The sequence below is a fragment of the Shinella sumterensis genome (assembly GCF_004514425.2).
Lineage (GTDB): Bacteria > Pseudomonadota > Alphaproteobacteria > Rhizobiales > Rhizobiaceae > Shinella > Shinella sumterensis.
The window spans coordinates 266,813-287,329 of record NZ_MYFN02000001.1; the positions used below are offsets into that span (position 1 = coordinate 266,813).

20 protein-coding genes are annotated in these 20,517 nt (G+C 62.3%); 11 read left to right on the forward strand and 9 right to left on the reverse strand.

What is annotated here, in order from left to right:
* Positions 1-8 precede the first annotated feature (8 nt).
* From B5M41_RS01285 to B5M41_RS01300, 4 genes are all read right to left on the reverse strand, one after another.
* Positions 9-470 (reverse strand): tripartite tricarboxylate transporter TctB family protein, encoded by a 462-nt coding sequence (locus B5M41_RS01285; protein ID WP_134650306.1) that lies wholly within the window; start codon positions 468-470, stop codon positions 9-11.
* Positions 471-565: 95 nt separating this feature from the next.
* Positions 566-1,549, reverse strand: a complete 984-nt coding sequence (locus tag B5M41_RS01290) for a tripartite tricarboxylate transporter substrate-binding protein (RefSeq protein ID WP_134650305.1) — start codon at positions 1,547-1,549, stop codon at positions 566-568.
* Between the two features lie 205 nt (positions 1,550-1,754).
* Complete coding sequence (locus B5M41_RS01295; protein WP_134650304.1) at positions 1,755-3,098, reverse strand: sigma-54-dependent transcriptional regulator; 1,344 nt, start codon at positions 3,096-3,098, stop codon at positions 1,755-1,757.
* A complete protein-coding gene (locus tag B5M41_RS01300) occupies positions 3,095-4,900 on the reverse strand; it encodes a sensor histidine kinase (RefSeq protein ID WP_134650411.1) in 1,806 nt (601 codons plus the stop codon). Before B5M41_RS01300 ends, B5M41_RS01295 begins: the two co-directional genes overlap by 4 nt.
* 247 nt (positions 4,901-5,147) lie before the next feature.
* Between B5M41_RS01300 and B5M41_RS01305 the strand changes: the two genes are divergently transcribed.
* Both B5M41_RS01305 and B5M41_RS01310 read left to right on the forward strand, forming a co-directional pair.
* Positions 5,148-5,615: a pyridoxamine 5'-phosphate oxidase family protein gene (locus B5M41_RS01305; protein ID WP_134650303.1), complete on the forward strand. Its 468-nt coding sequence runs from the start codon at positions 5,148-5,150 to the stop codon at positions 5,613-5,615.
* 220 nt (positions 5,616-5,835) lie between these two features.
* Positions 5,836-6,276: a hypothetical protein gene (locus B5M41_RS01310; protein ID WP_134646257.1), complete on the forward strand. Its 441-nt coding sequence runs from the start codon at positions 5,836-5,838 to the stop codon at positions 6,274-6,276.
* Between the two features lie 14 nt (positions 6,277-6,290).
* Here the strand turns inward: B5M41_RS01310 and B5M41_RS01315 are convergent, their stop codons facing one another.
* Positions 6,291-6,566: a DUF982 domain-containing protein gene (locus B5M41_RS01315; protein ID WP_160872352.1), complete on the reverse strand. Its 276-nt coding sequence runs from the start codon at positions 6,564-6,566 to the stop codon at positions 6,291-6,293.
* Between the two features lie 300 nt (positions 6,567-6,866).
* Complete coding sequence (locus B5M41_RS01320) at positions 6,867-8,471, reverse strand: FAD-dependent oxidoreductase (protein WP_134646261.1); 1,605 nt, start codon at positions 8,469-8,471, stop codon at positions 6,867-6,869.
* 237 nt (positions 8,472-8,708) lie between these two features.
* Here B5M41_RS01320 and B5M41_RS01325 point away from each other — a divergent pair, with 237 nt between their 5' ends.
* Positions 8,709-10,448, forward strand: coding sequence for a cobalamin-dependent protein (locus B5M41_RS01325; RefSeq protein WP_134646263.1), 1,740 nt, complete (start codon positions 8,709-8,711; stop codon positions 10,446-10,448).
* A 107-nt stretch (positions 10,449-10,555) separates the two neighbouring features.
* On the forward strand, positions 10,556-11,410 hold the full coding sequence (locus B5M41_RS01330) for a hypothetical protein (RefSeq protein WP_134646265.1): 855 nt from the start codon (positions 10,556-10,558) through the stop codon (positions 11,408-11,410).
* 16 nt (positions 11,411-11,426) lie between these two features.
* Here the strand turns inward: B5M41_RS01330 and B5M41_RS01335 are convergent, their stop codons facing one another.
* Positions 11,427-12,392: a pyrroline-5-carboxylate reductase family protein gene (locus tag B5M41_RS01335; RefSeq protein ID WP_134646267.1), complete on the reverse strand. Its 966-nt coding sequence runs from the start codon at positions 12,390-12,392 to the stop codon at positions 11,427-11,429.
* Between B5M41_RS01335 and B5M41_RS01340 the strand changes: the two genes are divergently transcribed.
* The 7 genes from B5M41_RS01340 to B5M41_RS01370 all read left to right on the forward strand — a co-directional run bounded on the left by B5M41_RS01340 (position 12,299) and on the right by B5M41_RS01370 (position 19,163).
* Positions 12,299-13,072 (forward strand): GntR family transcriptional regulator, encoded by a 774-nt coding sequence (locus B5M41_RS01340; protein WP_167718761.1) that lies wholly within the window; start codon positions 12,299-12,301, stop codon positions 13,070-13,072. The two genes, B5M41_RS01335 and B5M41_RS01340, sit on opposite strands and share 94 nt — an antisense overlap.
* Before the next feature lie 130 nt (positions 13,073-13,202).
* Positions 13,203-14,312, forward strand: a complete 1,110-nt coding sequence (locus B5M41_RS01345) for a branched-chain amino acid ABC transporter substrate-binding protein (RefSeq protein ID WP_167718765.1) — start codon at positions 13,203-13,205, stop codon at positions 14,310-14,312.
* 123 nt (positions 14,313-14,435) lie between these two features.
* Positions 14,436-15,386 (forward strand): branched-chain amino acid ABC transporter permease, encoded by a 951-nt coding sequence (locus B5M41_RS01350; protein ID WP_134646273.1) that lies wholly within the window; start codon positions 14,436-14,438, stop codon positions 15,384-15,386.
* The gene (locus B5M41_RS01355) at positions 15,386-16,381 is read left to right on the forward strand and encodes a branched-chain amino acid ABC transporter permease (protein ID WP_167718770.1); all 996 of its coding nucleotides are present in this window, start codon (positions 15,386-15,388) and stop codon (positions 16,379-16,381) included. Before B5M41_RS01350 ends, B5M41_RS01355 begins: the two co-directional genes overlap by 1 nt.
* Positions 16,378-17,208 (forward strand): ABC transporter ATP-binding protein, encoded by an 831-nt coding sequence (locus B5M41_RS01360; protein ID WP_134646275.1) that lies wholly within the window; start codon positions 16,378-16,380, stop codon positions 17,206-17,208. The genes B5M41_RS01355 and B5M41_RS01360 overlap by 4 nt, the downstream gene beginning before the upstream one ends.
* Positions 17,132-17,881, forward strand: coding sequence for an ABC transporter ATP-binding protein (locus B5M41_RS01365; protein WP_230639942.1), 750 nt, complete (start codon positions 17,132-17,134; stop codon positions 17,879-17,881). The genes B5M41_RS01360 and B5M41_RS01365 overlap by 77 nt, the downstream gene beginning before the upstream one ends.
* Positions 17,874-19,163 carry an NAD(P)/FAD-dependent oxidoreductase gene (locus tag B5M41_RS01370; RefSeq protein ID WP_134646277.1) on the forward strand — a complete coding sequence of 430 codons (1,290 nt, stop codon included), beginning with the start codon at positions 17,874-17,876 and terminating at the stop codon, positions 19,161-19,163. The genes B5M41_RS01365 and B5M41_RS01370 overlap by 8 nt, the downstream gene beginning before the upstream one ends.
* 18 nt (positions 19,164-19,181) lie before the next feature.
* Here the strand turns inward: B5M41_RS01370 and B5M41_RS01375 are convergent, their stop codons facing one another.
* Both B5M41_RS01375 and B5M41_RS01380 read right to left on the reverse strand, forming a co-directional pair.
* Positions 19,182-19,718, reverse strand: a complete 537-nt coding sequence (locus B5M41_RS01375) for a hypothetical protein (RefSeq protein WP_134646279.1) — start codon at positions 19,716-19,718, stop codon at positions 19,182-19,184.
* A gap of 31 nt (positions 19,719-19,749) precedes the next feature.
* Positions 19,750-20,463: an SDR family oxidoreductase gene (locus B5M41_RS01380; RefSeq protein WP_167718773.1), complete on the reverse strand. Its 714-nt coding sequence runs from the start codon at positions 20,461-20,463 to the stop codon at positions 19,750-19,752.
* Positions 20,464-20,517 lie beyond the last annotated feature (54 nt).

A 20,517-nucleotide genomic window follows, 5' to 3' on the forward strand; every position in this document is an offset into this window, starting at 1 on the left:
GCCGCCTCCTAGAACCGGACCCAGGGGCCGAAACGTTCGAACGGCAAGCCCAGCGCATAACTGAAGACCACGACCGAAAAGACCGTGACGGCGGCGGCCAGGATGATGCCCATCAGCGGCCGCATCCGCGTCGAAGCGAAGGCGGCGATCAGCGCTGAGAAGAAGAGCGCCGGCGCAAAACCGAGGCCGCGCACGGTCAGCCCGAAGAAGATCGGTGCGGGAAGGATGAAGAGCATGCCGCGCAGCGCGATCGGCCCCAACGGGCCGCTATCCGTCCGCACCGACTGGATGAGAATGACGATGCCGAGCAGCATCAGGATCAGCGCCAGCACGAAGGGAAAATAGCCTGGCCCCATGCGCAAGGCCGTGCCGAGCTCAAGTTCGAAGCTCTGATAGGCAAAGAAGGCCCCAAGGGCGATGAAGATCGCGCCACAAAGCGCATTGGTGGTATCAACCGCGAGCGATTTCATGGTGTTTCCTGTTCTCGACCGGAAGGCGGCCGATCCTGGGCAGACGAGCCGCGCGGCAGGGGAGCCACGCGGCTCGTCCGGATCGGAATGTGTCCTCAGTCGGCGTACTGGCCGGCGGCTTCGATGACGGTTTTCCAGCGGGCGATCTCGCTTTCGAGCTTCGCCTTCAGCGCCGCCGGCGTCGCGTCGCTTTCCGGCGAAGGGACCGTGCCCAGTTCAGCGAAACGGGCGATGACGTTCGGATCCTTGAGCGCTACCTGCAGCGACTTCGACAGGCGCTCGATGGCCTCTGCCGGTGTGCCCTTCGGTGCATAGACACCGTGCCAGATACCGACCTGGAAATCGGCAAGCCCGCCTTCGATGGCGGTCGGCACGTCGGGAAGCACGTCGAGGCGTGCGGGCGAGGTCACCGCATAGGCCTTGATGGTGCCGCCCTGGATCTGTTTCGTCGTGTTGGTGGTCTGGTCGCACATGATATCGACCTGGCCACCGAGAAGATCGGTCATGGCCGGACCCGTACCCTTGTAGGGCACGGTCGTCAGCGGCGTCTCGACGGCGCTCATGAACATCATGCCGCAGAGATGTGACGCGGCGCCGATGCCGGCATTGGCGACGGTCACCGTATCCTTGTTCGCCTTTACATACTCGACGAGACTCTTGAGGTCGGCCGGCTCGAAATCCTTACGGGCGACGATGGTCATGGGCACGTCGGTGACGAGACCGACATATTCGAAAGCGTTCAGCGTGTCATAGGCAAGCTTGCGATAGAGCGTGGCGCTGGTCGCCATGCCGATGTGGTGCAGGAGAATGGTGTAACCGTCCGGATCTGCCTGTGCGACCCGGCCGGCACCCAGCGTACCGCCCGCGCCCCCGACATTCTCGACAATGATCTGCTGGCCAAGATCCTTCGACATCGATTCCGCGACGAGGCGGCCCACCGTGTCGGTCGGGCCACCGGCCGAGAAGGGAATGACCATGGTGATGTTGCGTTCGGGGTAGGTCTGCGCCATCGCCGGCGCAAAGACCATCGAAACGGCGGCAGCGGCTGACATGGCCAGCACAGCGTTCATAAACTTCATCGAATCCTCCCGGATGGACTGTTCCCGCCGGTGTGGCTCCTCCTTCACCGGTCGTAATATCCCAATCTGTGAAGAGGAAGGCCCGGCGGGCAATCGCGCTTCGGCGGTCGCCGGGCATTTTCTGCTGCGGTGCGCCGCAGCATGGGTCGAAATGGAAACAAACGGGCATAGGCATGGGTGGATTTCCACCCAACACGCGTTTCGGCTATGCCGCGTAGTCGTCGTCGGTGAAGGGCATCTTCTTGTCGAGGTCGTATTTCTGCATCTTCTCGTACAGCGTCTTGCGGGAGATGCCGAGCATTTCATAAACCGGCCGGATACGCCCGGCATGCGCCGCAAGCGCACTGGCGATGACGCTACGCTCGTAGGCCGCCACCTTGTCGGCCAGTCGCTGCGGTTCGGATTGCGCCTCATCGCGCTGGGGGTCGAGGCCAAGCACGAGCCGGTCGGCGGCATTGCGCAGTTCGCGGACGTTGCCCGGCCAGTTGCGGCTCGCCACCTCAGCGATCACATCGGGCGGAACCTCCATGTCGGCCCGGCCGTAGCGTGCCGAGGCCTCGCGCACCAGCTGGAGGAAAAGCAGCGGGATATCGGCGCGGCGCTGCGCAAGCGACGGTACATGCAGCGTGGCGACGTTGAGGCGATAGAGCAGATCGGCGCGGAACCGTCCGGCCGCGACCTCGGCCTCCAGGTCGACCTTGCTGGTGGCGATGAAGCGAACGTCGAGGGGAACGACCTCGTTCGAGCCGAGCCGGCTGATCACCCGCTCTTGCAGCACCCGCAGAAACTTCGCCTGGAGGTCGAAGGGCATGGAGCCGATCTCGTCGAGAAGGATCGTGCCGCCGCGCGCATGTTCGAACTTGCCGTAACGCGGCCGGATGGCGCCGGGGAAGGCGCCCGCCTCATGGCCGAAAAGCTCGCTTTCGATCAGGTTTTCGGGCAGCGCCGCGCAGTTGATGGCGATCAGCGGTCGGTCCGCCCGGGCGCTGATGTCATGCAGGGCCCGGGCGACGACCTCCTTGCCGACACCCGTTTCGCCGATCACCAGCGTGTCCGCATCGGTGGCGCCGATGGCGCGCAGGCTGTAGCGCAAATCGACCATGACCTGTGTGCGGCCCGGCAGACGGGCCTCGATATCGTCCCGCTTGCCGGCGACCGCACGAAGACGACGATTTTCCAGAACGAGGCCGCGCCGATCCATCGCGCGGCGGATGATGCCGGCCAGATGTTGCGCCGTGAACGGCTTCTCGAGGAAGTCATAGACCCCTGCGCGCATGGCCGTCACCGCCAGCTGGACATCCGCATGGCCGGTCAGCAGGATGACGGGTATTTCGGCGTCAAGCTCGCGCACCCGCTGCAGAAGCGTCATTCCATCCATGCCGGGCATGCGGATATCACTCACCACGACACCATCGAAACTGTAGCCGACGCGCTCCAGCACCGGCTCGGCACTGGCGAACGTATCGACCTCCATGCCGAAAAGTTCCAGAGCCTGGGCCGACGAACGACGCATCTCCTCCTCGTCATCGATCAGCAGGATCCGGCTCATTCGGCGGCCTCCTGCGCCGGCAACGCGCCGTCCAGCTCGATGCGGAACTCCGCGCCGCCGTCAACCTTGTTGGATACGGACAGGCCGCCGCCGAAATCCTTGATGATGTTATAGGAAATGGAAAGACCAAGCCCCAGGCCGCGGCCTACGCCCTTGGTGCTGAAGAAGGGATCGAAGATCCGTTCGGAAATCGCCGCGGGAACCCCCGGACCATGATCGCGGATCGTCAGGATGACCTTGCCGTCCTGCGCCCTTCCGACAAGTTCGATGCGGCGGTCCTCCAGACCTTCGACGGCATCGGCGGCATTGGTGATGATGTTGACCAGCACCTGTTGCAACCGTACCGACCCGGCCTGGACCCACAGAGGCTGGGGACCGAGATCGATATCCAGCCGGGCATCGGCCGATTTGAGGCGCGCCGCGACGATCTCCAGCGTGTCGCCGACGACGGTTTCGATCGGGACGGGCCCGAGCTTCTCGTTGGGCTTTCGCGCAAAGTTGCGCAGATGACGGCTGATCGCCGCCATCCGGTCGACAAGCCGGGAAATGCGCTGAACATTGTCGCGCGCTTCCTCGACGCGGCCGCGGTCGATGAGCATCGCGGCGCTGTCGGCATAGGTCTTGGCCGCGGTGAGCGGCTGGTTGAACTCATGCGACAGCGCGGCCGACATCTGGCCGAGACCGGCAAGCTTTCCCGCCTGGATGAGATCGCCCTGCGTCTTTCGCAGTTCCTGTTCCGTCAGCCGTCGTTCGGCAATCTCCAGCTCGATCTGCCGGTTGACGAGGGCAAGATCGGCCGTCCGCTCCTCGACCCGCCGCTCCAGCTCGTTGCGCGCTTCGATCTGCATGCGCAGCCGCTCGGCGGCGCGCGTCCGACGCTGCAGGACGATTGCCAGCGCGAGACCTGCAAGGCAGAAGAACAGAACAACGGCGATCAGCATCGTCCGCGCCTGGCTGCGGACCGAGCCGGTGTCCATGAGCACACTGACAGTCCAGTCGGCCTGGGGCATATATTGCGACAGGACCAGATATTCCCGCGCCGAACCGCCATCCGCAATGGTCATCAGGTCATGAGAGCCAAGCTCCCCATGTTTGAGCGGCAGTGGCCTCAGCATGGCTTCCGCATACCGGCGCGACGCCTGCGTGCGTTCCAACCGGTCGGGCGACAAGGGCAGAAGGCTCGAATAGAGCCATTCCGGGCTGCCGGTCATGAAGATGATGCCTTCCGGATCGGACACCAGGATCTTGTATTCGCCGCCGCGCCAGAAGGTTTCGATCGTGTCTATATCGACCTTGAAGACGATCACGCCGCGGATTGCCTCGCCAACATGGACGGGCGAGGCGAAGTAGTAGCCACGCTTCAGGGAGGTGGTTCCGAGCGCATAGAAACGCGACTGGCCACCTTTCGCGGCATCCTGGAAGTAGGGCCGGTAGCTGAAATTCTCGCCGATGAAGCTGGTCTCCGACTCGAAATTGCTTGCGGCTACAGTCGAGCCATCCATCGTCATGACATAGATGTCCGAGGATTCCAGAAGCGCGTTGATCTCCTTGAGGTAGAGGTTTGCCGCCTCCACCAGGGCCGCATTGTCGGGATCGCTGACGAGCTCTTTTATGTCGTCATGGTCGGCGATCAGCGCCGGCAGCGGCTCGTAGCGGCTGAGATGGCCGCTGAGCGCCGAGACCGTCAGCCGCAACGCCGATCCGGCCTGCAGCGACGCTTCGTCCAGATAGCTGCGCGTCGCCAGCCGGTCGCCATACACGACCACGACATAGGCGAGCACGCACAGCCCAGACAACGCCATGATCACACGATAGGTCACGAAACGCAGGCTCCTCCCCACCTTTTCGGTCGCGGCATTCGGCCGCTGGGCAAGTGTAGAGGGCTATCGGCAGCTTTCCAAGTCCCCGATCGAAACGGCCCTGATCGCTTTTCTCCTTCGAGAACGGGCCAGGCTCACGGGTTTCGGCGGGGCCTTCCGCGGCGCGCCCGATCCATGGGAACCATCAAGGATGCAAAGGGTTCATGGGCAGGTAACCCAGGAGACCCCGATGAGCACGATGACGATGAAAGAGCTTTCCAAGGCGCTCAGCAAGATCGATTTCTGCATGTTCAACACGAACGGCGGCGAGGGAAAGATCAACAGCCGGCCGATGAGCAACAATGGCGACGTCGAGTATGGTGGCGACTCCTGGTTCTTCTCCTATGAGGATACAAGAAAGGTCGGCGAAATCGGTCGCGACGCGCGGGTCGCGTTGACCTTCACCGCACCGCCCAGCCTCCTCGGAAAGCCGGGAATCTTTGTCGCCGTCGATGGCGACGCAAGCGTGATCCGCGACAAGGCGCAGTTCGAAGAACACTGGGTGAAAGATCTTGATCGGTGGTTTCCCGATGGCGTGGACACGCCCGGTCTCGTTCTGATCAAGGTATCCGCAAGGACGATCGAATACTGGGACGGCGAGGACAATGGCCGTATCCATCTGCGCGAGGCGGATGCCGTGGCGGAAGGCGCTGTTTAACGGCGTAGGAGGACATTCCCGGATGTGAAGCTTCGATTGGCGGTTATATCGACCGCCGATATCGCATGCACCGCTCGTCGCGTTGCCACCACATCATCGCAAGTTGAATTGGGGAATGAACGCCGCAATCTCAAAACACCGTCTTGATTGGTCATGCATATCCATGAAAGGTTCCGGCACCGGACCATCATTATCTGGCGTTTGTTGTTTTGGAGAGCATATGTTCAAATTCCTTCTTATCGCTGCCTCGCTTAGCCTTGTTGCCATCCCCGCCTATGCGCAGGATCCAGCCGGCTTCGAGGGCCTGTGGTCCGGCCAGGGAGAAGGGGATCTGACTGTCGATCTCAAGCACGTGCAGGACGACATCTACAAGATTTCCATTGGAACGACCGTCCCCATGGACGGCGACGTTCCCGGTTGCGGCGGCGGTATCGCCGGTGAAGTGAAGCTCGACAAGACGGGCGGCAACTTCTTCGCCGAAAATGAATCCTACGATCCCGATTCAACGTCTCCAGGCCTCAGTGAACGCTACTGCGAAATCGGCTTGACGTTCACCGAGGGGCGGAAGCTCGTGCTGGAAGAGCGCAATGGCTGCATCGGCTATCACGGCGCGGCGTGCGGTTTCAGTGGGGAGCTGGTGCATGACGACGCGGGGCTTTGAAGCCTCGCTCGCTTTCATCGAGTAGCTTGCGGGTGAACACCTAAGCGCACGACGGCCACATTCGCTTCGCGCGCCGCGGCGAGGAACGCCAGCCGAGCCTTGGACGGAGAGCATTTGCCTTCGATCGCCTTGGCGCAGAATGCGAGAGCGCGCTGAAATGCGCGTCCGTAGGTCACCGGCCATTTTTCGGCCAGAACGAACATGGCATTTCTGGCGTCCCTGATTTCGATTGCACGGGGCATGCCCGGAAGCAGTATGGCGAGCGCGCGGTCCCAAATCGTAGAAAGCATTGCATTTTCCCAGTCTAACCGGGCCGATAAATGCACATCGGGCGAAAGGGTTCCGTGGCTCGACGATGAAATCGCGCAGCACTTCATTTCAGGCAGCGCGGCGACGGGGATGTGGGACTTAAAACCAGACGTCATGGTCGCCGCGGCGAGATCGCCGACGCCGATACACAGCGCGAGCGAAAGCGCACCGGCTAGGAAGGCAGGCAGATCAAGCGAGTGACCGCTGCTGCGCGGACTGGATCGTTACTGCTCCACCGGCTTGCCAACATCCAGGCGGGCACGGTCATTCGGCGATGCCGGTTACCGATTTTGCCTTAGGATGGTCTCTGCGGCGATGTAGCCCCACGTCATGTTGGGACCGAGCGTCGTGCCGGCTCCGACAGCGCGCGTGCCGAACGGGTTTGCCATCGCGAGGCCCGCCGCATAGAGGCCGGCAATGACCGAACCATCCTCACGAAGAACCTGACCGCGCTCGTTCGTCCTGGCGCCGCCCTTCGTGCCGAGGATGGAACGGTTGAGCGACATGCCGACATAGGGCGGTTTGTCGATGGGTTTAAGGCGGTTCGCCGCGCCGTGCGCCTTGTACTCTTCCCAGCTGTTTTCTCCACGGCGGAAGTCCGTATCGCGGCCCGTCTCGCACTGCGCGTTCCAGCGCGTGATCGTCGCCTCGAGGGCGTCTGGCGGAAGCCCGAGCTTCCCGGCAAGTTCGCTCACTGTATCCGCCTTCTTGACCCAGTCTCGATCGTAGGCGGCGTACCAACGAAAGGGCAGGGCGGCATTGAGGAAGCGGTGATCGCCGACGAGGAACGCCGGCAGGTTGACCGGCATTCCCTGGTCGTCGCGCGCATCCAGCGCCTCGCCGATATTGAAATCGCTTTCGCTGACGAAGCGCTTCGCATGGCGATTGACAACGATGGAATGGGGCTCCGCCTGAAATGTCATGGGCAGGCCGCTCGGGCGCCGCTCATATCGTGTCGGCAGGCACGGATAAATGTTCGCCTGATCCATGCTGAGCAGCGCTGCATCGGCCATGCGAGCCAGCATCTGCCCATCGCCTTCGTTGCTGCTTGGGCTGCCGATCCGGTCGATCGGGCCGGGGAAATGCCGGTCCAGCATCTCCTTGTTCCACTCGAAGCCACCACTGGCGATGATCACGCCTCTGGTGGCATCGATCTGGCGCGTCTCTCCTTCATGCTCGACCTCGACACCCGTGACTCGGCTTTCCGCGTCCTGGATGAGACGCACTGCACGCGTTTCCAGCCGGAATTCGACGCCGGCATCAAGGCATCCCTTGATAAGGCCGACCATCAGCGCCGTACCCTGTCCCCCCGCATTGGTCATCCAGCGGTAAAGGAGCTTGTGCCAGACCTTAAAGCCCGCCTTGACGGGGTGATGATAGATGTCGAGATCGACGGCTTCCTTGTAGGTGAAGCTGTGCGGCAGGGTCGAACGGCGGAGTTTGGCGGCAAAGCGGCCGAGAAGGCGGCGGCTCAGAGCCTTGGGCGTCACCATGCGGCCGAACATCTTGCCGCCCGGAGCCTCCGTGAAGGGATCGGGCTCGGCGACGAGCTGGAAATCGAGCGGCGTGTTCGTCGCAAGAAACTGCAGCATGTCGGGCGCCGCTTCCACGAAGGCAGCCCACCGGCCGCTATCGCTCTCCCTCTGCTTTGGTGGTTGCACGGCATGAAGGTAGGCAAGGGCCTCCTGCTTGCTGTCTGCAATGCCGGCGGCGGCTGCGAGGTGGTTTGCCGGAATCCAGATCCCGGCACCGGACATGGCCGAGGTGCCGCCGAGCCGGTTGGATTTCTCGATAACCAGCACCTTCAATCCGCCAATAGCGGCGCGCAAGCCTGCTGCGCATGCCGCGGATCCGGATCCGATCACCACAACGTCGAACTCGCTCATTACCGTCTCCAATCGTATGCATGCACTATAGAGAGAAGAATCTTTATCTGTCTACTATTGTGTAGACACTTTTCGCGCGCTAGGTTGTGTGTACGGTTTGCTCTGGAGGGTGGCGGCCTTTCGGACTGATGCCGTGCAAAGGCCGCGTCGCTTGACGGGTGACGTACGCCCGAGAGGGACGGACGGCCCGCCGTAGCAGGCCCATTCTGAAATTGTCTTTGCCGACTGGATCATATCATGACCAAAGACGACATATCCGGCCTTCAGGATCCGCGCCTTGCACCGGGAGCGGACCTTCTGGCCCAAGGGCGGGCGATGGCGCGGGACTGGCGCCTGGGAACGAGCCGCTTCATGCGCGAAACGGGTGTGGCCTCCGAAGCGGCGTGGAAGCGGCAGGCTGCTGCAAACCGCCGGATCATGCAGCACGCCCATATCGGCTTTCGCGATGTCAACCGCACGATCGAGGGCATCCGAGCGGTCCACGGTTCCTGCGCGGATGCCGGCGTGACGGTCGATCGTTTCGGCATCACGCTCGACTGGTCGATGGGGTATCCTGAGGCCTGGCGGGCGAGGGCTTCGCGCGGCACCGGCATCGTCCTGACGGGCCCGGACGATTTCGCTCGCATCATCGAGGCGGCGCCGGCGGCCGCCCACTTCGGCGATTTCATGCTTGGCCTTCCCGGCGCACTGGAAAACACACGCGCCGCCATCGCAGCCGGCGCCACGGCTGTCGGTAATCTCGGCCAATATTTCACCTTCCGTCTGCCCTATTGGGACGACGACGTTGCCACCACCGAGGCGACGGTTACGGCGCTCGGGCTGATTGCCGCGCAGGATGCCGAAATTCTCGTGCATTCCAATCTCGATGACGGGTTTGCGGGGCTCTTCATCGATATGGCATGTGCACTGGGCATGGTGCTCATCGAAAAGCATATCGTGGAAGATCTCATCGGTGCACGTCTGGCCCATTGTTATGGTCACCACTTCAGCGACCCGCTGTCGCGTACGGCCTTCCATGCCGCGCTGGTTCAAGTCAGCGATACGCCGGGGACGATGATCTTCGGCAACACCGTTGCCTATCAGTCGACCCCTGCAGGCAATTATGCGAGCCTCGCGAGCTATCTGCTGGCGGACATTCTGGCGCTCGGACGATGGCCGACCGGGCATGCGATCAATCCGGTTCCGGTGACGGAAAACCAACGCATCCCCGATATCGAGGAAATTATCGACGCGCAGACCTTTGCGTACCGGCTGACCCTGCAGGCGCCGTTCTACGATCCGGTCTTCGACTGGGGGCAGGTGGAGAAGATGGCGGCTGTGCTTGTCGAGGGCGGGCGTCGTTTTGCCAAGTCCAGTCTGGAGGGGCTTGCCGCGCGCGGCGTGGCCGTCGACGATCCGGCCGCCCTCCTGCTGGCGATCCGCCGCATGGGGCCGAAGCGTATGGAAGCCCTCTTCGGTCCGGGTGCTCCAGGCGCGCGGGCGCGCACGCCTCTCATTCACGCCGAGTGGGCGCGCGAACTCAACCACAAGGCCGAAGAATGGGTCGCCGCGCGCAGCAAGGACATTGGTGCAACATCCGTTTCCGTCTGCATCGGCACCACCGATGTCCATGAGCACGGCAAGTATCTCGTCGAAAAGGCCTTCGAAGGACTGGGCGTCGAAACCATCGATGCAGGTGTCGCGGTCGATCCCGAGGCACTGGTGGCGCGCGCCATCGAAGCCGGAGCCGACATGGTCGCGGTCAGCACCTATAACGGTGTCGCGTTGTCCTATGCAAAGGCGGTAAAGGCGGCAATGAAAGCGCGGGGCGTCGACCTCCCGGTTCTTGTTGGCGGCAGATTGAATGAGGTGCCGAAGGACACGAACTCCGGCCTTCCGGTTGACGTCTCCAGCGACATCGCCGCCATCGGCTGCATTCCCTGTCACGATCTGGATGGAATGCTGGTCGCGCTCAGGGCCCATTCGCAGACTTCTTAGACGAAATCCGGGATTGCCAATCCCTGCGCTTAAAAGTGTCTACACATTTGTATTGAGTTGGGATACGAGTGACGGACATATCGCACTTGCGGAACAAAGGAACGGAAATGTACCTCACATTCACGGCTGAAGGTCGGAGCTGGCCAATTCGCCTCAGCGGAAATGCGACCCGCACGCGCGCCGCACTGCTTGCGAGCCTGCCGCTACGCCTTCAGCTTCATACGCCGAAGATTGCCGGCAGCCACATTTACTGGCATGCGCCCTTCGTCGAGGATGTAGAAGGGGCCACCCACGTGCTCGATGCGCAGGCCGGCGCCTTTATCTACTGGCCGGTCCGCCAGTTCCTGGAAATCACCTTCGCCCCTCTGCAAGCGGAGAATGCGCAGATCACCGTGCTCGGGCAGCTCGATGCACCGGTGGACGGCATCGCGGAGCTTGCCACGACCCTGAAGAACGAGCAGGGCCATCGGATCATCGAGGGAACCCTCGCCTTGGCCGACGGGGAGGCGACCGGAGCGATAGCTTTGCCGCAGTTGCCGGGCGATCTCGTGTCGCGCCGCAAGGCGTTGTGGCATGCCATGCCCGAAGATATCGCGCGCCTCACGGTATCCCGTGCGATCATGCACCCTGCCGGCCCGGTCTTTGCGGCGGAAGCCGAGGCCCGTGTCCTGCATGAACTGCTCTGGTGGATTCGAGCCGGCCAGCCTCGGTATGATGACGCCGTGCTGCGGCAGACCATGGCGATCACGCTCGACAAGACGGCGACGCGCTTGCGCGACTTCTGTCACATGGACGAGACGCCGGCCCTGCTTTTCGCCCTGCGTGACGCGACGCAGACGGATGTGCCGCTGGCGACCCTGGTTGACGAGGCAATCCTTGTCGCAGGCCGCATCGGCGCCTGGCTCGACCTGCTGATCCCGTGGAACGACCTCAACGAGGCCTTCCGCGCCGCTCTCGATTGAGGGTTATCTTCCACCATCAGGCCGGCACGCGGCCGGACAGCCGCTGAAGAACGGCGTCGCAGGCCGCCTGCCACGCCTGCGGCTGGCCTTCCCTTGCCAGGACACCAAGACCCAGCTCGGTGATGCCGCCGGGCGTCACCAGTTCCCCGATCAACGTTTCCATGGGCTTGTCGGTCTCCGCGATCAGCCGGCCGGCCGCGACGAAGGTCAGGGCGGCCAGTTTGCGCATGGCCATTGCATCGCCACCCCGCGCGGTCGCCCAGTTGGCTGATTGCCGGATGAGATCCTGCGCCCAGCCATAGACCGCGGCGTTGACGGTGGCCACTTCGAACTCCTCTTCACTTCCGAGCGGGATGACCGGTCCGAGCTTCTCCAACACCGCGATAGCCGGTCCGGTTGCGGGGAAGCACACGGTCGGGCTTGCATTGATCGCGGCCGATGTCAGCGGCATGGCGCGCATCACGCGGGCGGGACCTGCTTCAAGACGAGAAATCGTCACGCCGGCGCAAAACGACACGAGCGTCTGGCCGGGGCGCCAGGGCAGGTCGGCAGCCGCGGTGTGCGCATCGACAGGGCGCACGGAAAGCAGCACAATGTCCGCGCGATTCACGAGATCGTCGTTATCCGCGGCGAGGGGAATGCCCCAGCGCGCGGAAAGCGCATGTGCCTGCCCGCGTGGGGACAGGAGAATGTCGGCTGGATCAACACCCGCGCCTACGAGCCCGGATAGGATTGAAGCTGCGAGGTGACCAACGCCAATGATGCCAATAATCACCGTTCGCCTCCAAAGTGATGACGGCGGCTTGCCATCGACGCGAAGTTGAGAAAAAAGATATTGTACAAAACTGTAGACACTATCATTGCAGGCGACAAGACGCAGGAAGTGCCATGACGGAAAGAATCGATATGGAAGCGGCAGACACGGCGATGGTTGAATCCGAGCAGGACAGCCGTCGATCGGCCGACAGCAGCGAACGCGCATACAACACGATCCGCCAGCTTCTCGTCGAATTCAAGCTCAAGCCCGATGCGCGGTTGAACGAGGTGCAGCTTTCGCGCAGTCTTGGCGTCTCCCGCACGCCTATCCGCGAAGCGCTCAACCGGCTTGCCTCGGAAGGTTTCGTGTCGCTCACGCCGAACCGCGGGTTCTTCGTGCGCAGCCTGTCGACGGAGGGCCTGATCGACCTCTACGAGTTGCGCTCCATTATCGAGTGCGCGGCGTTCCGCCTGATGTGCGAGCGGGCCGTTGATGCGGATATCGGGCGTTTGACGGCCTACTGGGCCAGCATCGTGGATGGCTATCAGGACAATCCACCGGATGAAATTCTGGCGAAGGACGAGGGTTTTCATCTTCTGATCGCCGAGCTTTCCGGCAATCCCGAACTGGTGAACCAGCTTGCCGCGATCAATGCGCGGATCCGTTTCATCCGGCGAATCCAGATCGAGCGCACGCATGATCCCCGTCAGGTCTCGTCTCATTCCGAGATCGTCGCAGCTGCCGTCCGGCGGGATGCGGAACGTGGAATGAAACTGCTGCGCGACCATATCGAAATGTCCGTTTCAGCAACGCAGGACGCCCTGAAGGACGCCTTGCTGAAGGTCTACACCGCGCCGGATCCAGCCGCGCCGGCACGGGGGCGCCGTAGGGTAAAAGGCGGTTGATGCAAAAATTGAACGCAATAGTGTCGACACTTTATTGACGTGGCATTAAATGTCTGCTTCCTTATGTGCATGGCAAGAGACCGTAACGGCCGGCCGACACTCGCGTAGCGTCCATCACAGGGGAACTCACATGAAAATCGCTGCCTCACTTTGCCTCGGCGTCACGCTGCTCGCCACGCCGGGCTTCGCCGAAGAAATCTCCGTTGGTCTCGCTGCTCCCTTGTCGGGTCCGCAGGCCTATTTCGGCAACACCTGGCACAACGGCTTCAAGCTGTACTGGGACAAGCTGAACGCCGAAGGTGGCGTCAACGGCGTGACGATCAAGTACAACCAGCAGGACGACAAGGCCGATCCGCGTGAAGGCACCCTCGTTGCGCAGAAATTCTGCGATGACGACAGCGTCGTCATCGGGCTCGTGAACTTCAATTCCGGTGTCGCCCAGTCCACGCTTCCGATCTATGAGGATTGCGAACTGCCGACCATGACGTTCGGCTCCAATCCCGATCTGACCGAGCAGGGCTACAAGTTCATGGTACGCCCGGTCGCAAACGATCTGGCAAATGCACTGCTGCCTGCTGAATACGCTCTGCAGAAGCTCAATGCCAAGACCGCCGTTATTGTCAGCGACAAGCAGGTGTTCGGTCAGGGCATTTCCGAAATTTTCGGAAAGAACTTCACGGCCGGCGGCGGTCAGGTGCTCGACACGCTCGCTGTTGCACCGACTGACGTGGACTTCACGTCCGTGCTCGCACAGATCAAGGCGAAATCGCCTGACGTCATCTATGTCGGCGCGGTCATGCCGCAAATCGCGCTTTTCGCCAAGCAGATGCATGAGCAGGGTGTAAATGCATCGCTCATGGTGCCCGATGGCGGTTATACCCCCGATTTCATTGCGCAGGCAGGCGAGGCAAACGTTCAGGGCACGATGGTCGCCATTCAGGTTCCGCCGATGGACGCCTCCCCGGCCATTGCCGAATTCGCCAAGCTCTACAAGGAAAAATATGGCGAGGAGGCCGGCCCGTACTCGATCTACGGCTATGTCCACGGCCAGATTCTCGAGGCGGTGCTGAAGTCGACCAAGGGTCTGTCGCGTGAGGAAATCAACGATGCGCTGCATGCGGTCAAAGTTCAGACCGCCGTGGGTGAACTCGAATTCGACGATATCGGCGAGCTGAAGGTCGCGCCCTCCTACCTCTACAAGGTGGAAGGCAAGGACTTCAAACTGGCTGGCTCCAAGTAATGGTTTCGGGCCGGCCTTCCAGGCCGGTCCGTCCTTCGCCGTACGGCCGGTGATCTCGTGCCGCCGCCGCGCACCTATTCCCGTTCGCCGCCATTGCCGCGAACTCTTCCGGGCAGGATATCCATGCTGGGAACCTTCATTCAACAGACGGTCAACGCTCTGACCATCGGCTCCATCTACGCACTCATCGCGCTCGGCTACACGATGGTCTATGGCGTGCTGCGGATGATCAATTTCGCGCATGGCGAGATGTTCATGCTCGGTGCTTATGCAGCCTTTCTCGTGCTGACGGTGTTCGTCGGCGACATCGGAGCGGTTGGCGCCTTCGGCCTCACACTGGCATTCTTCGGCGCCGTGATAGCCGTCGGCTTTTTCGGTGTGGGCATCGAGCGGTTGGCTTACAAGCCATTGCGCAATTCCACGCGCCTTGCGCCGATGCTGTCGTCCCTCGGCGTCTCGCTGACGCTTGTCACCGGCGTTCAGATCCTGGCCGGCCCGCAACCCGTGGCGTTTCCGAGCTTCTTCCCGGCGACACGCTACGACTTCATGGGCGGCACGGTCACGTCGGTCCAGATCGGCATTCTCGTCGCCGCTTTCGTGCTGATGTTTGCGCTCTATACGCTGGTGAACCGCAGCCGCATGGGCATCATCGTGCGCGCCGTTTCCGAGAGCCGTCCGACGGCGCAGCTGCTCGGCATCAATGTCAACCTGGCGATCTCGGCAGTGTTCTTCTCCGGTCCACTGCTCGGTGCCGCCGGGGGCATTCTCTATGCCAGCTACTACGGTATCATGTCGCCGACCATGGGCGCCGTGATCGGCTTGAAGGCTTTCACGGCGGCCATTCTCGGCGGCATCGGCTCCATCCCCGGTGCGATGCTGGGCGCTTATATCCTCGCTTTCGTCGAAGTCGGCGGGACTGCGCTCCTGCCGCTCATCACGAATGGTGTGCTCGGTACGGAGTATCGCGATGTGTTGTCCTTCGCCATTCTCATTCTCGTGCTTCTCGTGAAGCCCGCCGGCATTCTCGGTGAGCCCGTTTCCGAGGAAAGCATGGTCTACAAGAGGGAGTTCTGATGTCCAACACCAGCACTTCTCCATCCGTAAAGCCCCAGGCCTCGCGTCTCGTGGCCGTTCTGGTGCTTGCCGCTATCGTTGCGCTGGCGGCCGCAACGCCGTTCCTGCCAAACTACCATATCCGTGTCGTCAACAGCCTGCTCATCTACATCCTGCTGGGCATAGGCCTCAACATCGTCATCGGCTATACGGGGCTTCTCGATCTCGGCTTCGTGGCCTTTTATGCGGTCGGCGCTTACACCTACGCGCTGCTGGCAAGCCCGCAACTCGATCTGCACCTGCCGTTCCTTCTCATTGTCGGCATCGCGGCCGTGCTGGGTATGATCACGGGCATCCTTCTCGGCATCCCTGTCCTGAAGCTGAGGGGCGATTACCTCGCCATCGTCACACTCGGCTTCGGTGAAATCATCCGTATCGTCATCAACAATGTCGACTGGCTGACGGGTGGGCCGAAGGGCATCGCGCGGCTCGACAAGGCATCCATTCTCGGCGTCGAAATTGCGCGGCCGGTGGAAATCTATTGGCTGCTCCTCGTCACCGTGTTTTTGGTCGGCCTTTTCGTCTGGCGCCTCGAACGCTCGATCCTGGGTAAGGCCTGGGCAGCAATCCGCGAGGACCAGGATGCCGCACGCGGCATCGGCATCAATACCACCAATGCCAAGCTTGCGGCTTTCGCGACATCCGCCACGATCGGCGCGATTGCCGGAACGATCTTTGCGGCCTCGCAGCGTTTCGTCAGCCCGGAAAGCTTCACCCTGCAGGAATCGGTTTTGATCGTTCTGATGATCGTCATCGGCGGTATCGGCAACATCCTCGGCATCGTCGCAGGAGCGGCCATTCTCATCCTCTTGCCGGAGGTGCTGCGCGAATTCGCCGAGTGGCGCATTCTCTTCCTCGGTATCCTGATGGTCGTGCTGATCATCGTGCGCCCGGCAGGCATCGTGCCGCGAACCTTCGGCCCGGAAAAACTCATTCGGGGGCTTTTCGGCAAATGACGCTCGTCTTCAACAACCTGCGCAAGCAATATGGCGCCAATGTCGCGATCAACGATGTCTCGACGGACTTCGCGCCCGGCCTCATCTATGGCGTGATCGGCCCGAACGGTGCCGGCAAGTCGACGCTCATCAACATGACGGCCGGTTCCTACACCGTTTCGGCCGGCTCCATCTCGCTGGACGGACGTCGCCTCGATGGGATGAAGAAACACCAGATCGCCAATTCCGGCATCGCGCGGACCTATCAGAATATCCGGCTTTTCGACCAGATGACGGTGCTTGAAAACCTGGAAGTCTGCGCCTACCCGGCCGAGGTGCGCAATGTCTGGCGGGAGGTGCTCTGGCCGCCCTATGGCCGGGCGAGAGCGGCGGCGCGCCGCGAAAGCGCGATGGAGATCCTGCGCTTCTTCGGGCTCGAGGGTCATGCGGATGCAGAAGCCGGCAGCCTCCCCTATGGCCGCCAGCGCATGCTGGAAATCGCCCGCGCGCTGGCGATGAACCCGCGGGTTCTGCTGCTCGACGAACCCGCCGCAGGCCTCAACCATCATGAAACGGCTGAACTGACGGCGAAGCTTGCCGAGCTGCGCTCGCCCGAACGGATCATGCTGGTCGTCGAGCACGACATGGACCTGGTGATGACGCTCTGCGACCGCATCGTCGTCATGCACCACGGCAAACTGCTCTTCCAAGGCACGCCCGCCGAAGTTCAGGCGAGCAGCGACGTTCAACTTGCCTATCTGGGGACCGACAATGACATCGATGACATCAGAGCCGCTGCTCAGGATCGCCGGGCTCAGCTCGGGATACGGGCGCGTCGGCGTTCTTGAAGGCGTCGATCTCGAGGTCGACGCACGCGAGATCGTCGTCATCCTCGGCCCGAACGGTGCCGGCAAGACCACGCTCCTGAACTCCATCTCCGGCGTGGCGCGCCCGACGGCCGGCACGATCCATTTCGAGGGGCGTGACATCACGGGAGCCCGGCCGGAGCAGGTCGTGCGCCTGGGGCTGACGCATTGCCCCGAAGGCCGGCAGATATTTCAACGCCTGACCGTCGAGGAAAATCTCGTTGCCGCACATATCCGCCGTGCCGGCAAGAGCTTCGAGACGCTGCGTTCGGAGGTCTTCGAGCTTTTCCCGGTTCTCAAGGAACGCCGCAACGGCATGGCGAGCCGCATGTCAGGCGGACAGCAGCAGATGCTGGCGATCGGACGCGCGCTGATGGCCGAGCCGAAGCTCCTGATGCTGGACGAGCCTTCGCTTGGTCTCGCCCCGAAGATCGTGCACCAGATATTCCGCATCATTCTCGATCTGTCGAAAACCGGCATGTCGATCCTGCTCGTGGAGCAGAATGTCCAGCTTGCGCTGGAATGCGGCGACTATGGTTATCTCCTGAACACCGGCCGGGTGAAGCTGCACGGACCGGCACAGGAGATGGCGGAGCATTCTGCGCTCGGTGAGCACTATCTCGGTGGCGCGACCGAGGACACCATTCATGTTTGAGGTCGACTGGAGGACTCCGCACCTGTGGCGGAAGACGACAGCGGCCCGCAAGACGTCTCCAGCGCTCATCGGCGATATCGAAACCGATGTGCTCGTCGTCGGTGGCGGGTTTACAGGCCTGGCCTCGGCGCTCGGGGCTCGCGACAGCGGCACCGATGTCGTGCTGCTCGAAGGCAACGAGATCGGCTCGGCCGCTTCCGGGCGCAACAACGGGCTCGTCATTTCGCACCATTCGAAGGCCTCGCCGTCGGAGTTCGACAAGGCGTTCGGCAGGACGCACGGTGATCGCTTCAACGCGCTCGTCGCGAGCGCGGCGGATGTCGCCTTCGGCTTGATGCAGCGCTTCGGCATCGATGCGCATCAGGTTCAGGAGGGCTGGATACAACCTGCCCACACGGAGGCGACCTGTGCCCGCGCGCGGCAGTTCCACGATGAGTGGAGGGCTTTTGGAGCGCATGTCTCGTGGCTCGATCGCGATGAGGTGACACGCCGCGTCGGCAGCCCTTATCGCGCCGGCTGGATGGTCCATAATTCGGGGCACATCAACCCCTTCGCCATGACGGTGGGGCTGGCTGATGCCGTCGAGCGGGAAGGCGTGCATATATTCGAGAACACGCGCGCTGTGCGCATCGAAAGGGTGGAACGCGGTTGGCGGGTCTATTCGACGGGCGGCAGCGTCACCGCGAGCGAGGTTATCCTCGCCACCAACGCGCTGACGGATGATCTGTGGCCGGGCCTGAAGCGCACGCTGATCCCGATGAAGGTCTTTCAGGCCGCGACCGAGCCGTTGTCCGATGGTATCAAGGCGCAGATCCTCGTCGGCAATCCGGCCGTTTCCGATATGCACAACGACCTGCGCTATTTCCATTACGATTGCGATGGCAGGCTCGTCAGCGGTGCGACGCACACATTCTGGCATGACGAGGACAGGCGCGGTCGCGCCAAGGTGGCGCGCATGCTGACGCGCACCTTCAAGGCGCTCGGTGGTGAGCCGCCCATTGCTGAGTACTGGAGCGGTACCTTTGCCGTGGTGCCGGATCTCACGCCGCATCTCTATCGTCTGGCGCCCGGCCTCGTCTTTGGCGGGGTCTATTCCGGACGTGGTGTCGCGCTTTCCATGGCGCTTGGGCAGGAAATGGGACGCTGGGCGGCGGGTCGGCGGACGGATGCAGAAATGCCGCTTCCGGTCACGGCGATGCAGCCGATTGCCTTTCATCCGGTCGCGGTTCAGGTCGCCAACCGCATGCACGTCTGGAACCGCCTCAAGGACAGGCGCGCCTGAGCGCGCCTGTGGCAGGGCTTAGGCCTTTTTGTCGAGATTGCGGAAATAACGGACTTCGATGGCCCGCAGGATGTCGCGGGGTTCATCGTCGTAGCTTTCTGAAAACTGCTCTTCACCACATTCGATGGTGATGGCCCAGCGGCCGCGATGCGGATTCAGCGCGCAATCGGGGAAGTTCATGTGGTGATGCCAGGATTTTCCGGCGCTATCGATCTCCACGAGACGCTTGAGCAGCGGTGAACCATCGAGAAGCGTGTCTTCGGCGCTGGACGGATGACCGGCGTCGAGAATGTCGTCGCCATGCAGCATCCTCACCAGTTGCTTGTCGACTTCGGGAAATCCGTCGGACGGCGCGATATAGGCGGTGTGCGTCGCGTCGTCCTCCACGACGGCAGCATAGCGGCCATCGAACGGGTTGAACCGGCAGCCGGGGGACAGCACATGCGAGTGCCAGGGCTTGCCTTCGCGTTGCAGACGTTGTGCAAGCGGCAGGCACGCATCGAGCGCAATGGTCGTGTAATTGATGGAGCCGTGGTGGGCGGTGCCGTTGCACATGATGGGGCCTTTCGTTGGATGGGAAGGGGGATCAGCTCTTCGAGAAGCGGGTGCCACCGACGACCTGCCGGGTGGGAAGCATCTCGATGATGGAAAGGTCGACGGCCGGCGGGGTTGCAAGCATATGCGAGATCGTCGCGGCGACGTCCTCGGGCAGGATGCACTCATAGCCGTCATAAAAATCAGCATCCATTTCGAGCTGGTTGTGAATGCCTGTGCGAACACGGCCGAGGCGGATCTCGCCGACACGCACCGGTGTTTCCTGCAATTCGAACCGCAGGTTGGCGGCGACCGACTGCATGGCCGCCTTGGTGGCGCTGTAGGCGCCCGGGCCCGCGCCGGGGACGTTGCCGCAGATGGAGCCGAGGAGAACGATGCTGCCGCGCTGCCGTTCAACCATTCCAGGGACGACTGCGCGCAGCACATTGAACAGGCCGGTGAGATTGACGGCGATCAACCCGGCAATCGTCTCCGCCGGTGTCTTGTGAATGGGCAGGTTCGGGCCGAGGACGCCGGCGCCGTGAACAAGAACATCCGCGGTCAGCCCTGCAAGGGCCGCCTCGACGGCAGCCGCGTCGCCGATGTCGACGGCGATACCCTCGCACCCGTATCGTTCACAGAGATCATCGAGAGCCGCGCGGCGGGTGCCGACAGCAATCACGCGAAAACCTTCGCTGGCCAGGCGCTTGGTGACCGCATCACCGATGCCTCCCGTCGCGCCCGTTACGATGGCCGTTCCCGTCATTCGCGTCCTCCCGGAGGTATATGTTATTTGTTGTAACATTTAACGCGATGCAGC